At 49.1% G+C, this 14,625-nt stretch carries 11 protein-coding genes and 1 pseudogene; 7 read left to right on the top strand and 5 right to left on the bottom strand.

The genetic code is table 11. The annotated features are described in order from the left end of the window. The first annotated feature begins 221 nt into the window (after positions 1 to 221). Positions 222 to 1,646, top strand: coding sequence for an IS4-like element ISHwa2 family transposase (locus tag HQRW_RS09715; protein WP_014556046.1), 1,425 nt, complete (start codon positions 222 to 224; stop codon positions 1,644 to 1,646). A 584-nt stretch (positions 1,647 to 2,230) separates the two neighbouring features. Further along, positions 2,231 to 3,574 (top strand): RNA-guided endonuclease InsQ/TnpB family protein, encoded by a 1,344-nt coding sequence (locus HQRW_RS09710; protein ID WP_014556456.1) that lies wholly within the window; start codon positions 2,231 to 2,233, stop codon positions 3,572 to 3,574. A gap of 232 nt (positions 3,575 to 3,806) precedes the next feature. Here HQRW_RS09710 and HQRW_RS09705 read toward each other — a convergent pair whose 3' ends face one another. Further along, the gene (locus tag HQRW_RS09705; protein WP_014556455.1) at positions 3,807 to 5,135 is read right to left on the bottom strand and encodes an ABC transporter substrate-binding protein; all 1,329 of its coding nucleotides are present in this window, start codon (positions 5,133 to 5,135) and stop codon (positions 3,807 to 3,809) included. 163 nt (positions 5,136 to 5,298) lie between these two features. On the opposite strand from HQRW_RS09705, the gene HQRW_RS09700 reads away from it, so the two are divergent. The 4 genes from HQRW_RS09700 to HQRW_RS09685 are packed head-to-tail and all read left to right on the top strand — an operon-like array spanning position 5,299 to position 10,337. Further along, the gene (locus HQRW_RS09700; protein ID WP_231852306.1) at positions 5,299 to 6,723 is read left to right on the top strand and encodes a branched-chain amino acid ABC transporter permease; all 1,425 of its coding nucleotides are present in this window, start codon (positions 5,299 to 5,301) and stop codon (positions 6,721 to 6,723) included. A gap of 2 nt (positions 6,724 to 6,725) precedes the next feature. Next, positions 6,726 to 8,600, top strand: coding sequence for a branched-chain amino acid ABC transporter permease (locus HQRW_RS09695; protein WP_014556453.1), 1,875 nt, complete (start codon positions 6,726 to 6,728; stop codon positions 8,598 to 8,600). Further along, entirely contained in the window at positions 8,597 to 9,628 is a 1,032-nt protein-coding gene (locus HQRW_RS09690; protein WP_014556452.1) for an ABC transporter ATP-binding protein, read from the top strand. Before HQRW_RS09695 ends, HQRW_RS09690 begins: the two co-directional genes overlap by 4 nt. A 1-nt stretch (position 9,629) precedes the next feature. Next, entirely contained in the window at positions 9,630 to 10,337 is a 708-nt protein-coding gene (locus HQRW_RS09685) for an ABC transporter ATP-binding protein (protein WP_011572025.1), read from the top strand. A gap of 34 nt (positions 10,338 to 10,371) precedes the next feature. On the opposite strand, the gene HQRW_RS09680 is transcribed toward HQRW_RS09685, so the two are convergent. The 4 genes and pseudogenes from HQRW_RS09680 to HQRW_RS09670 form a co-directional block, all read right to left on the bottom strand. Beyond that, positions 10,372 to 10,551 (bottom strand): DUF7838 family putative zinc beta-ribbon protein, encoded by a 180-nt coding sequence (locus HQRW_RS09680; protein ID WP_011572024.1) that lies wholly within the window; start codon positions 10,549 to 10,551, stop codon positions 10,372 to 10,374. A 166-nt stretch (positions 10,552 to 10,717) separates the two neighbouring features. Next, positions 10,718 to 10,930, bottom strand: a pseudogene (locus tag HQRW_RS16515) (RNA-guided endonuclease TnpB family protein); the annotation flags it as partial. A gap of 808 nt (positions 10,931 to 11,738) precedes the next feature. Further along, complete coding sequence (locus tag HQRW_RS09675; RefSeq protein ID WP_049891938.1) at positions 11,739 to 11,918, bottom strand: hypothetical protein; 180 nt, start codon at positions 11,916 to 11,918, stop codon at positions 11,739 to 11,741. 189 nt (positions 11,919 to 12,107) lie between these two features. Beyond that, complete coding sequence (locus tag HQRW_RS09670) at positions 12,108 to 13,337, bottom strand: hypothetical protein (RefSeq protein WP_014556451.1); 1,230 nt, start codon at positions 13,335 to 13,337, stop codon at positions 12,108 to 12,110. Positions 13,338 to 13,680: 343 nt separating this feature from the next. Between HQRW_RS09670 and HQRW_RS09665 the strand changes: the two genes are divergently transcribed. Next, positions 13,681 to 14,199: a J domain-containing protein gene (locus tag HQRW_RS09665; protein WP_014556450.1), complete on the top strand. Its 519-nt coding sequence runs from the start codon at positions 13,681 to 13,683 to the stop codon at positions 14,197 to 14,199. The last annotated feature ends 426 nt before the right edge of the window (positions 14,200 to 14,625 follow it).

Below are 14,625 nucleotides of genomic sequence, written 5' to 3'. Positions count from 1 at the left end.
TATTCCCTCATCATATTAACAATGTATCAATATGAGCATTTGGCGACGTCACAAGCCGACTATGCCACATTGTGTACTGTACCGGTCAATCACTGCATTGTGATATTCAGTGTAAGCGAATGCTCAGAGTTATTATAGAATTTCGAGGAGAATACCCGCGTCTTCAGGCCTGTCTCTTACCCACAAGTGTAATACAAGAGTAGACGAACCAAGATTGGTAGATGGGGCGTCGCTCACGGAGTTGGAAGCCAGAACTCGATGAAGATGGGCAGCTGTGTGACATGGATGTTTCAGGATGGATTCAAACGGAGTTTCGATCAGCCGAGTTTGGAGACAAGCGCCTGAGTGACCGACTAGTACAACTTGGGGATGAACTCGGCAGCTCACCTGCCGAGTCCATCCCTGCTGCCTGCGGAGACTGGGCGTCCACAAAAGCTACATACCGATTTTGCGATAATGAGAGTGTGGATCCCAACGAGGTTCTCTCTGCTCACAAGCAGCAACAGCAATCAAGAGTGAGTCGGTCAGACGAACTCCTGATTGTCTCCGATACCACCGAACTCGTGTTTCCGAGACACCCCTCCAAGGAGGGTCTCGGCGATATTGGCAACTCTGAAATGGATCTCGAAGGTATCAAGCTTCACTCCACGATCGGAATCAATCCACGGACCCATCGAATGACTGGGGTCATCGATCAGCAGCCGCTGATCGAGGACCAGCAGGCCGATGAGAAGTACGATGCCAACGGCAAAGCAGAGCCGATTCAACTTGACAGTGAACATGAGAAATGGAGCCGTGGCGACAGGCAAGCCAGAGACTGGCTTGCCGACGATATCCGCCCGCTATTTATCCATGACCGAGGCGCAGATTCATTCGCGTTCTACGAGGGAGTCACCAGAGAGATGGAAAATGCTGGCTTCATCATCCGAGCGAGTCAAAACCGACGGATTTGGACTGATGATGGTGAACCTGGAAAACTCTTTGACTGGAGCAGCGACCTTGCCGAGCAAGGTCGCAAAACAATCGAGATTCAACAGGGAGGTGGGCGCGAAGCGAGAACAGCGGAGTTGTCGATAGCCACTGGAACGTGTGAGTTGCGCGCGCCAAAGAATAATCCTGAACAAGAGGGTTCAATCGAGGTGAATGTCGTGAGAGTTGACGAGGTCGGTGAAAATGACGACCCGATTCAGTGGGTGTTGCTCACCACTGAATCGGTCGAAGAGTTTGAGGAAACGCTGACACTCATCGACTATTACGGTCTCCGCTGGCGAATTGAAGACTGGCATAAAGTGCTCAAGAGTGGCTGTAACATCGAAGAACGGCAACTGCAGACTTGGGAGCGGATGGAAGTGTTGTTGAGCATGTATTCAGTGATCGCGTGGAAAGTTCTGGAGCTACGAGAACTTGCTCGTGATGATAGTTCAGTATCTCCGGCGGTCCTGCTGAGTGAGGCAGAGCGCACAATTCTGGAAACGAAATTTCCAGAATTGAGCGGTCAAGATGGGAAATCATACGCAGTGAGCGTGGCTAAACTCGGCGGTTATCTTGATCGTGGTTCAGATCCGCCACCAGGGTGGAAGACGATGTGGAAAGGACTCCAGAAGCTACGCATGTGGGCTGAAGGATACGAACTCGGTACTGAATGAGCGCGCTTCGCGGCTCATTCAGCAGAACCCGCCGAAATAACGAGTTCAGCTGAGCTTTCCAAGCGGCTTCATGGATACTTCTCTAATCTTGGGCAGATACTGATGGAAATTTGATTGATTTCTTCTTTTCATGCCTGATTTGGTCGAAATTACCCTCTAGTATTGAGTTATGGGTAAGAGACAGGTCTTCAGGCCTGTCTTTTACCCATACGTTCGTGGAGTCGTAACCGGACGTTTCAGACGCTCTCAGAGGTATTTTGAATCAAAAAATCGAGGCGAGAAGCGATTCAAATAGTGATATCGGCTGTGGGGGTGACAGAACGCCGGTAATCAAGCTCACTACAATTGTTCCAAAGAGGTGCTGAAACTGTAGATACCGAGGATTTCAGTCGTGCTCGCCGATCCCGATCCCGTTCCGCTAAAATCCTGACTCGAGTTGTGGGTAAGAGACAGGTCTTCAGGCGCGGGATGAATCCGACAACTCCTCCGCAACCACCGCCGATGGCTGGACGGGATATTCCACCATTCTCAAACACCAAACGTTAATACTGAAGCGAGTATAAATGATTATACAGACGTTCAGAATGTTGGAAGTCCACCGAACCCATCAAGCGAAGATCTGCAACCACGCACAGGTAGCGGACTCGCTTGACCGGCATGGGTGGAGTGCATCGAAACTCTGGAATGTCGCCAACTACCACTCTCGACAACAGTGGGAAGCCACGGGCGAGATACCCGACCACGGCGACCTCAAAACCGAGTTGAAGACTCACAATAACTACAAGGGATTGCACAGTCAATCCAGTCAGCGCGTTCTGGAGGAACTCGCTGAAGCCTTCAACTCGTGGTACGGCAAGAGGAAGTCTGACAGTCGAGCGAATCCGCCCGGCTACCGCAAAAAAAACTACTACGACCAACAGGGTCGCCGCGTCCACGAAGAACACCCTCGTTCAACAGTAACGTGGAAGCAGAACGGCATCAAACACGACACCAAGAACAACCGCGTTCGACTCTCAAAAGGCGCGAATCACAAACAACACCCGAAAGCGTGGGAATACATCCTTATTGAGTACGAAACCGCACCCGGTGTCACCGTCGAGAACCTCCAACAGGTTCGAACAGTCTACGATAGGGCGAAACAGCGGTGGGAACTTCACCTCGTCTGCAAGCACGAAATCGAGACACCCACCGCGCCCGGCACCGAGACTGCTGGTATCGACCTCGGTATCTGTAACTTCGCCGCTATCTCGTACAGCACCGAGGAAGCCGACCTCTACCCCGGCAACCGCCTGAAACAGGACGGCTACTACTTCCCGAAAGAAATCGCCAAGTGTGATGACTCTGGTGGTGACAGGGCTACTCGACTCCATGCGAAGTGGTCGGAGCGCCGAACCCACTTTTTCCACTCTTTGGCGACACACATCGTTCAGCGATGCATCGAAAACGGTGTTGGGCGCATCAACATCGGAAAACTCGCTGGTGTCCGCGAAGACGACAACGGTAACGGTGAGTCGAAGAACTGGGGGAAGCACGGTAATCTTGACTTGCACGGGTGGGCCTTCGACAGGTTCTCGAACATCCTCGAATACAAAGCGAAGGGTGAGGGAATCGAAGTCGGAGAAGTGTCAGAGCGCGACACAAGCAAGACGTGTTGTGTCTGTGGGAGAGAAGACGAGAGTCAGCGTGTTGAGCGTGGCTTGTACGTGTGTGAAGAACACGGCGACGGCGACGGCGACGGGGATGCGTTCAACGCTGATGTGAATGGGGCGGAGAATATCCGTCTCGACATTAATCAAAGTAACTCTGAGTCTGCACCCGATTTGGGTGGGGATAGGAGTACCGGCTGGTTGGCACAGCCCGGAGTCTACCTTTATGACCTTTCCCGAGGATTCCAACCTCGGGCAGAGGTGGGAGACTGCAAACCCTAATATCCCAACCCAAGCGGTGTGGTGCCGTGGGATTCCTCCGCGTTCACGCGGAGGAGGATGTCAATTTGATCGAGATGTCTCAGCCACGCCTTTGTGCGCGTGCCACAGAAAAATAGAGACATAAAGTCAACGATTGTGTGAGGATTCACATATGAATCATCTCATATGCAGTGCGCAATCCTAAATCAGAACTTGAGAGTGATGAATATAATATTCTCGCAGTACGCAGTAACTAGATCTTCCCCTCAAAGTATGATAGTGGCACTTCTTCAGACAGTTGTGCTTCACCACTTGAAACTTCCATAATCCGATATGGAACAACTGGTTCAAGATCTTCATTAAGATCGACTGAACCGGAAGCACCTTCATAATTCACGTCTCCACTACTGAGCGCCTCTTTCCCAGCATCAAATTCTGCAACCGATACTGTCGTATCACCATCATTAGGTCGTGACACACTTCGGACATTCTCAGCGATTGCTGTTCCACTTGCCTCACCAGCTTTCTCCATGGCAAGACCCATGAGATACGCGCCATCATATGCGTGTGGAGCGAATTGTGTAATCTGATCGGTTCCGCCCATGTTCTCTTGGAATGTTTCGCTGTTTGCTGTTTGTGGGGAGGTAATATACATGCCCTCGACAATATCCGAAAGGTCAGAGAGCATTTGTGGTGACCAAATTGCCTCTGCACCAACCCATTGTCCGCCGTATCCACCTTGATTCCACTGTCTGAGGATTGTTCGACCGTTTCCGGGATACATTACCGCACCAACAGCGTCTGGATCGTCATCAAACACAGCATCAAGTGTTGAGGTATAGTCATTTGTCGCCTTTGTATATGCGACCATATTCAATGTTTCACCACTGAATGCTTCACTTGCTGCTTCAGCAAGTCCTTGTCCATATGGATTATCAACATACAGGAAAGAAGCCGTATCCGCACCAACAATTTGATTCAACACTCGTGCAACAACAAGGGCTTGTTGAACATCATTCGGTGCTGTTCGCCCATAGTATTTAGCGCCGTTATCCTCATTAACACCTGCTGTTGCGAGTGCAGGTGAGGTATTTCCATTTGAAATCTCCATGACTCGGTTATCACGAGCAATCGGTGCGAGGGTCGTTCCAATTCCACTCGAATATGGACCAACGAGTCCGGCGATACCTTCCTGATTGATCATTGTCCGGAACTTCTGTGCAGATCGCGATGGACTCCCCTCAGTATCGTTATTGACTGCCGTAATTTCACGACCACCGAGGAGGCCTCCACTGTTGTTAATCTCCTCAATAGCGAGGTTAAATGCCTGCTGGTGACCACCGCCATATGCACTATTCGTTCCAGTGACTGGGAATATTGAGCCAAGAGCGATTGGCTCACCATCTTCAGCTTCATCCATTGATTCTTCGGTGGCTGTCGACTCGCCATCGCTGGCTTCGGTCTCTGGTTCCTCTGTCGACCCACCACCTGACTGGCGTGAACATCCAGCAAGAGAGACAACACCGGCAGTTCCGGCCGCACCAAGTCCTTTGAGAATATCACGTCGACTACGTTCAGACATTACGTATCGATTGTTGCTATCAAACATATAAATAACTACTGACGAGTATGTTCAAACAATATTCATCTATCGGACATATATTGATTTCAGATGCTGAGGTATTAACGAGTATACAGTTTGTGGCATCGAAATGATTTTACCCTTTACACTGACAATCTGCGACATGGCACCAGAGACGGGATTGTTGAATGCAGTTGTGACAGGTGTCGTGACGGGCAGTATCGTTGCGCTCGGTGCGACGGGATTAGCTCTTGTGTACGACATTGCTGAGGTGCCGAACTTTGCACATGGTGACCTTCTGACGCTTGGTGCGTATGCCGCACTACTGGTGAACAAACCAGATACTGTCCCGGTTTTTGAGTTACTTGCTCCAAGTGCTCAGCAAGTTAGTCTTCCAGGATTAGGTGTTTTGTTTGTTCTATCAGCCATCGGTGTCTTAGGAACAGTCTATCACCTTGGGGGACGAGATGCGCTTTATGGGCAATGGTGGGGAATTGATGTCCCAGGACGTCTGGGGCTTACTGTACATATTGTCGTCGCTGGCGCTATTGGTGCATTAGTCGTCCTTGGAACTCCATCCTTCGGTGCTGCACTACTGTTTTCAGTTGTATTATTGGGCGCAACTGTCCCATTATTAGAGTCAGTTATCTTCAGAAAGTTTCGTGAAAAAAACATCGAACTTGCATTGATGCTTGTTGTTTCACTTGCTGTTGCTTTCATTGTCCGATTTGGCATTCAAACCATCTTCGGTGGGTCAATACGATTTTACTCAGTCGAGACATCTATTCCATTTCTTGGTGGGGCGCTTGATGTGACCCTTGCCAAATTTTTTGACTTTTTCATTGCTTCCGATGGGCTATTTATTAGTCTTCAAGAGACGCGTGGTGGTGCATCAAAACAGCTTCTTGTCGCAAGTTATGGATGGATTGAATTCGCGGTTATTCTGCTGGCTATCATTGCTGTGACATATGTTGCTCTTGATCGACGGAGCCCAGCAGCTATTATTGGTCCTCGACTCACAGCTGCTCTTGGCTCAATTGTTATACTGGCTATCGGAGCAACCGTATTCTGGGGGGGCGCAAATGGAACAGTCCCGGACACTACGCTCGTAGCGACACGGATCCGAACCTCCCCCCTTCGAATCGGAATAATTGTCCTTGCGATTGTAATGATGGGTGCATTGCATTATGTGCTTCAGGCAACAACCCTTGGAAAGACAATGCGAGCAACGAGTGATAATAGAGAGTTGGCGTTAGTTCGAGGGATCAATACTCGGCGAGTGATGATGTCCGTCTGGATTATCGCTGGGCTTTTTGCTGCCGTTGGCGGGATTATGCTTGGATTCCTCTTTAGCTCAATTACAATCAATCTTGGATTTAATCTCTTACTTCCAATGTTCGCAGGCGTGATTCTTGGTGGAATTTCTGTGTATGGTGCCATTCTTGGAAGTTATGTTGTTGGACTTGCGATGGAAATTGGAATCTTCGCAATCCCAGGGCTGAGCGCGACATACCGCATCCCGGTTGCGTTCGTTGTCCTTCTTGCTGTCCTACTATTGAAGCCTGAGGGCATCATAGGGGGGAGATAAATATGGCTGTTGCAGATGTTGTCGTTTCGTTTATGCTTCTTGTCTCAATTTATGGTATTCTCGCCCTCGGATTAAATGTTAAATATGGTCATACAGGACTTCTTGATTTCGGTCATGTTGGATTCTATCTTATCGGCGCATACACTGCGGCATTGTTTGTACTTGGACCTGATGATCCAACAGATTTCACGGTCTATTTGATCGGACTCGGTGATATTCCAATTCTTGGTAGCTGGGTAACAGCTATTCTTGCAGGAACCATTCTTGCGGGTATTGTCGGTGGATTAGTCACGCTTCCGACAATTCGATTACGTGAGGATTATCTTGCAATCACAGTGCTCGGTATCTCCGTTATCTTCCAGCGTGTGATTCAATCAGAAACATGGCTTGCAAATGGACCCGATGCCCTCCGTGGATATAGCCCGCCGCTTCAGGGACCGTTCCCAGTTACCGGTGAGACGATTATCGGTGCAGTGCTGCTCGGATTGATTGTGTTTGTGGCTTGGGGGCTGACGACAGGCGTTCTTGGCATGGTTTCCCAGGCTCCATCAGCGACAGCAACAGCAGCGTCACCATCATCAATACAACGTGGACGTGATGACTCAACGCCCCCTCGTGATCGAGTATATACCCTTGCGACATTCGGGTTCACACATGTCGATGCAATCGCCAAACAGGTGTCACGAACTGCTGCAGTCGCCGGAGGACTCGCAGGTATTCTTGCCGCTGCTGCAGTGTTCATAATAGGTATTACGCTCACAGTTGGTGTGATTGTCTCAGTATACACCTGGATTGTCGCTGCAATCGCTCTCCGTGAGCACTATGCGGATCTCTCCTGGAGTGCGATTACAACAGGCATTGGTCTTGGAACAGGGCTCTTAGTTGCACTAATCCCACTCCCAGTTTTGGAGGCAGTCGGAATTAAAATTATCATCACTATCAGCGCACTTGCTACTCTTGTTGGCGTGTATTATTATATCACAACCCAGATTGATGCATTATCAAACAATCGACTTGCTATTGTCGGGGTTGGGTCGATATGGTTTATATCGCTATGGTATTTTGTGTTGCCAATACTTGGTCCGCTTGGTAGTGGCGATATCGCTGGGGTTGCGCAGACGCTGTTTCAGAATATTGTCTGGCTGCTTCGATTTGGGGGCGATGTTGGTATTGGGTATGCTATTGCTGGCATCGGTGAGTTAACTGTCAAAGTTGATTATCCTCGGTTCCAGTTAGCCGGGTTTGTATTATTCTTTGTTGGACTATACGCGATTGTTGAACGAACCGTTGAATCGCCGTTTGGTCGAGTGCTTCGAGCAATACGGAATGATGAAACAGTTGTTGAATCACTTGGAAAAAACCCGTTCACATATAAACTTCAGAGTATGGTTATAGGGTCTGCGCTCGGTGGATTTGCCGGTGCTTTGTGGGCAATGTATGCACAGGGGCTGACATTTACGACATTCGCACCTCGCGTGACATTTATTACTCTACTCATCATGTTCGTTGGCGGTGCAGGGAATAATAAAGGAATGATCATTGGCGCTGCTCTTTTCTGGGCGTTCCAACAGGCAACAACACAACTTGCAGCCTTTTTCCCACCGGCAATTCGCGTTAATATTCAGGCGTTCCGACTTGTTGTTGTTGGCATTTTGTTTCTCATCGTGTTGTACTATCTTCCTGAGGGACTTTTAGGGAGCCGAACAAGCGCTGCTACAACAACGACAACCGATGGAGATTCATCAGGTCCTCAACGAGCACAACGCACTGAAATGAACTCATCAGGCGAGCATAGTGACAGCACAACAAATACCAGTGTAGATAACGAGCGAATTCCTGATATGGGGACACAAAGAGAACTGGAAGGTGAAGAATGAGCACAGATCATACTGAATTATCGATGAATATGTCTGATGATGAATCACCACCGTCTGATACGAACCCGCTGTTGACAGTCCGAAACTTGCGAAAAACGTTTGGCGGTATTGTGGCTGTCGATGGTGCCTCATTTGATATCAACTCAGAATCAATAACAGGGCTTATTGGACCGAATGGTGCCGGAAAGACGACGACATTTAATCTTATTAGTGGGTTCTATATCCCAGACGGTGGAACAGTTCACTATCGCGGAACTGATCTTCAAACGCTTATGACACCAACGCAGACAGAATCACAAATCTGGAGTGCTGCTAGTGCATTCACAACAGGCGTTATTGGAGGAGCAATTGGGCTTGGCACACTCAATCTCGGAGCACTTCCAGCAATCGGGATGACTGCTGGCGCAGCAGCTCTTGGTGCAGGTGGGTATCTCACTCAAGAACGATTCAAACAACGTGGGTCAGAAACTGCAAATAGTCGTCCATATATGCTCGCACGATCTGGACTTGTTCGCACCTTTCAATTAACCCGAGAACTCGGTGAAATGACCGCTCTTGAAAATTTGATGCTTGCTCCACAGGATCAGGCTGGCGAACGTGTATTGAATACATGGCTTCGACAATCAACTGTTGCGGCTGAGGAAGATACTGTCCGAAATCGTGCGATTGAGATGCTTGAACTCCTTGAAATTGATCATCTTCAGAATGAACCCGCAGGGAATCTTTCTGGGGGACAGCGAAAACTGCTTGAACTTGGACGCGTCCTGATGCTTGACCCAGAGCTTATTCTTCTTGATGAGCCGGTCGCAGGCGTCAATCCGGCACTCACTCAAAAGCTGATGAATCGCGTAAAGGCGCTTCGCGATGATGGATACACATTTTGTATCGTTGAGCATGATATGGATGTTATCATGGAACTCTCGGATCGTATTATCGTGATGAATGAAGGGAAACGACTTGTCGAGGGGTCGCCTGAGGAGATTCGTTCAGATCAAGCAGTTATTGATGCATATCTGGGGGCTGAGTAAGATGCCGCTCCTTGAGGCACGTAATATCGTTTCTGGATACGGAGATGCCGAGATACTTCATGGGGTTGATCTCGATGTGAAGCGTGATGAAATTGTCACAATCATCGGTCCGAATGGAGCGGGGAAATCAACAATGATGAAAGCAACATATGGCTTAATTGATTGTTGGGAAGGAACTGTGAGATTCAATGGGAATGATATTACATCGTTACGCCCTAATCAAGTGACTCAACAGGGATTATGTTATGTTCCACAAAAAGAGAATGTATTTCCAACCCTTAGCGTTCGCGAAAACCTCGAAATGGGGGCCTATATCGATGGAACACCAACTCAATCTGATCTTCAAAGCGTTTGGGATCGATTTCCAATACTCTCTGAACGTCGGAATCAGCGGGCTGGCTCAATGTCCGGTGGGCAACAACAGATGCTTGCTCTCTCCTCAGCACTGATGATAGACCCTGACTTGTTACTTGTTGATGAACCCTCCGCAGGCCTTGCTCCGGATCTTGTTGATAATATGTTTGATCGACTTGTTGAGATTCGTGATGAAACAAATACCGCGATTTTAATGGTTGAGCAAAATGCTCGTCAGGCACTCAGCGTGTCTGACCGCGGATATGTTCTTGATATGGGAGAAAACGAGTTTGAGGGTGACGGGACGGAGTTACTCGAAAGTGATGAAGTAGCAGCATTGTACCTTGGCGAGTGAAGAGATAATTGAGTGATTTTCAGTCTCTCAATACTTAATCCGAGTCAACTGAGACTCCACCTGCTGTATTGATATCATCAATCTCTATAAATTCATATCCACACCCATCACACGCCCACTTAATTTTCGTCCCCAAATGGACTTCCATTGATGCTGTTTTCCAAAAATGCATTCCTCCACAGTCTGGACATTCATATTCGCGTTCAAGACTCATACAACAAGCTGTGCGCGACGGATTATTGAACATACTGGTTTGATACCCTGTTGACATCCGCCCCAGCCCCTTGACGAGGATCCCGAGTTTGGGTTATCTGTCTACAGGGAAAGAGGGAGAGTGCCCCAGGGCTTTGATATTGATGCTGATCTGATGCGACCCTGAAACGATTCACGAGTATTCTGTGTTCTTCAGACGTATATTCGAGCAATGTGGCGAGCCGGTCGGACTCCCATCTGTGAAGTTTCTTGTTCCCACATTTATTCCAATTTCGTGAGTCGCTGCTCTCGTCCCGATAAATCTCGCTTAACTCACCGTCACCGATGGCAATACGACCAACCTCGTAGTCGATGCGCCGCTCTACGACATGTTTGACAAGACCTGCAGGAGCAAGAAATAGTCATGACCACGCGAACCAGCTGTATCAAGAGATTAAATCTCCCCGGGCGATTCAAAATGATAGTCTCACACTTGATCTCGATTGTCAGACACACACAACTGGTCGTCACATCGTGCTAGATCTGTTTGCATAACTCCCGGTCCTTCTGGCGTGTCTGGCGATACTCACTCGGCAGGTGGTCGAATCGGGACCGATCTGTGCGTGCTCGCCCTATTGCTGCAACTCCGCCAGCAGGTCGGTAACCCTTTCACTTGGAATAATTTGCCCTTCGCTTGATAACTGAGGAACCGTGCGGCGCTAGTTGTTTGTGTGTCCCGTCGCCGCTGTCAAAGACAATCGCCACGACCTGTTTTTTACACTGAGATCGACCACCAATATACGGTCTATAACTGTCTCAGATTTTCCCCCGGTCATAAAAGCGGGCACGTCGAGCGTGTATACATGCTCAGGCATGTGGAGTACCGGCGTTTTCATATTACTAGTTTCGGGTAGCTAATAAAATCGAGAATGTGGTTGGGAACCGGGATTTCTGTTTCGTCCAACCGTAATAACTCTCTGGTGGGAGCGAGTCCGGGGTGTTCAATACAAAGCGAGGCTTCCATCTTTGATATATCGCTCGTGGATGTGAGAGTCGCCTTGTCCGATACGGCAGTGTGCAGTTGGGTTCGGACTTCTTGACAACCTCTGTGTCAGTCTCACAGTGATTAGTGCAAGTATTTACTGCCGTGATTATTCGTGTCAGTGATAGGAGCTGCTGAACCCGCGTCACTCGACACCGCCGGTGAAACTATTCGAAGTAATCACCATCAGAGAACTGTCCACGTGTGTCGTCGTAGTCGCCGGATTGCTTGACGATGTGCTTCAACACTCGCCACTCGATTATACGCCGACTCCTCATCGCACAGTCGTTTCGGAGCTGCTGCCAGCCAACGCGTCGACTCTCGCGCCCGGCAATGGTTTCGATCACAGACTGAAACGTGGTATTTGTTCGGACACATGCGTAGGACTGCCCTCTGTGATTGCTGATGGCGTCGAGATGAGTATCACTCTAGTATTCGTTCAGGGAGTTGGTGGGTATGTTTCTGAGCGAAGGTGGGCAGCCAATTAAATGGGTTGGAGGACTTGTTGGGGATGTAGAACCACTCGGTCAGACTCATCAGTCATCATCATCAATTCTGAATATCGTTGAGATTCGGTACCCAAATGTATAGTCCTCGACAACTTCGGTCTGGAGATGATCATTGGCGTCGATTCCATGGCTAGAAAGAACGCCCAGTGCCTCTGACAGAGACAACTGGAGATTACTCACGTCTGTAGATGGTTGGAAGTCGATTTCCCGTGCTTCTTCATTATGTACGTTCCACCCGACAGCATCCAGCAACTCGTCATCAACGGCGTCCCTCGGTTGATGGAAGGAATAGTCGGTGGAGAACCGGAAGCAGTACATCTCAACATCCTCATACAGTCCGTGGAGATGGAGGTCGACAGCATCAGGAGCGGACTTCGTGAGACGGTGGACGGCAATGGTCTTAGCATCGTACAGTGCCTTCTTCTGAGTGGATTTCACTTTTGCTTCAGCCCCTTCACCAATTTTGTATGCCCGGTCTGCCTCCTCATTAAGACGCTTGGCGTGGCGATTGATGGCGTGGACAGCGGCGAGAATATTCCCGTCAATCGGAAGTGGGTCAACCTCGTCGAAGTCAACTTGCGGGTGTTTTGATGGTATCTTGTATCTCCCATTCGGCGGACTGACATCTCGTTTCTCCGGACATTCGTCGATGCTGTCCAGCAGTTCAACCGTTTTGACAGAACCGAGAGTGTGGCGGGTGCGGGCGTTATGATAATTAGAGACACTCTCCGCCGTCGCAACGTCGAACTCAAGATCTGGTCGGTCAAATGGTGCTGGTGGTGAGTTAATTTCGAAGTCGTGTTCTTCGTAGATTGTGACAGTTGGAGAGTCGGACGGCACGGGGGAGCTGTACCTGTCAGAGTCGTACTCGCCGGATGAAGTGTTTTTGAACCGGCTCAGCCACACCTCGATAATCCGCTCACATCTCCAGTCCTCGGCGTTGTCTTCCTCCCAGTGTTTATGAAGACCAAGACGATACCACTCACTCTCTGGGAGGTGGAATCTCGCGTAGATGGTTTCTCCAGCGTCAGCGATATCAACCATATCAACTATTGCGTCAAAGCACGCGCACGGCACGGTCACCGTTTCCGGTCCTCTGCGCTCTTTGACTGGCTTGATAGGGACAGTAATCTCGCCGTCTTCAAGATACACCCGGACTGGTTTCTTCTCACCCGCCGAAAGGATGTGCCCGACTCTGTCAGGGTGCATCTGCTCAATGGTATCCGTTTCGTCACCGTCTTGTTCTATCCCAGTCATATTCTAGTTAGCCAGTTAGTCAGGTTTGTTCATGCGGCTGATTTCGACCGTGAGGTCACGCCAGCCTTTGAGAACGGAGATATGTGCTGTCTTTCCGGTGGTCTCTCTTGGTTATCTCTTAGTATTAAATGTGGACTCTGATGCATTCAACATATGCACATGATATAAATCTCATCGTCCGGGTAAATGGGTGAAATGCACTCGAATCCTACCGACCATACAAGATTGTTTCACAATCACACACCCCTCGCCGATCCGCGTCAATGGACGACATAATATAACAATTATTATACTTCACTGAGACCGCCGGGAAGTTTACGTTCGTTGGCATCTAGCTACTGGTGTGGACGCAGATCGCCTCGTTGTCGGAATCGCAGCTGTCTTTGCAGGTATTACGACCCTATTAACCATCCTTTCATTCGTTTATCAAATATTCTTACTTATTGTTGCTGTTCCCTTTGCAGCAGCAACATACCTCCTGTGGTATCATGCGAGCGGACGCATCGAGAAAACACTCCGCGCAGGTGCAACCCAGCAGCGAAGGAGTCGTCGCGGCGTCGATCAGTCTGGAAATGCCACCCGTGGACCAGGTAGTTTTGAGGGATCTGGACCAGGACGACGTGCAACAAATCACCGACAGACTCGATACACTCGTGGGCGAAGTAATCGAACACCACGACACTCGAATGGATTGAGCACTCAAGAGGCATATCAAACGCTCGGAGTTGACTCAGATGCTGATCAAACAACGATCAAGCGTGCATATCGCGAGCGGGTCAAAAAGACTCATCCTGATACCGAAACGGGTGATGAAGAGAAATTTAAACGCGTCAATCAGGCATATGAACATCTCTCTGAGTGATAGTGATCTCCCAATACTACGCCCAGTTATAGAGTACAAGGAGAATACCCGCGTCTTCAACCCTATCTCTTACCCACAACTCGAGTCAAGACTTTAGCGGAACGGGATCGGGATCGGCGAGCACAACTGAAATCCTCGGTATCTACAGATTTAATACCTCTTTGGAACAATCGTAGTGGAGTTGATTACCGGCGTTCTATAACCCCCACAGCCAATATCACTGTTTGAATCGCCTCTCTCCTCGATTTTCTGCGTTCAAAATACCTCTGACAGCGTCTGAAACGTCCGGTTACGACTCCACGAACTTATGGGTAAGAGACAGGTCTTCAACCGCGGGAGAGTCTCACTTTTTGTAACTCAGGACAACAATCGTGACTCCCGTTCAGCGGTGATTCGCGTGCTTCCCATAGGTTACTCCAATTAACC

This window comes from Haloquadratum walsbyi C23 (genome assembly GCF_000237865.1).
Lineage (GTDB): Archaea > Halobacteriota > Halobacteria > Halobacteriales > Haloferacaceae > Haloquadratum > Haloquadratum walsbyi.
Note: the sequence above shows the minus strand (reverse complement) of the source record. Positions and strands in the feature narration are given on the sequence as shown.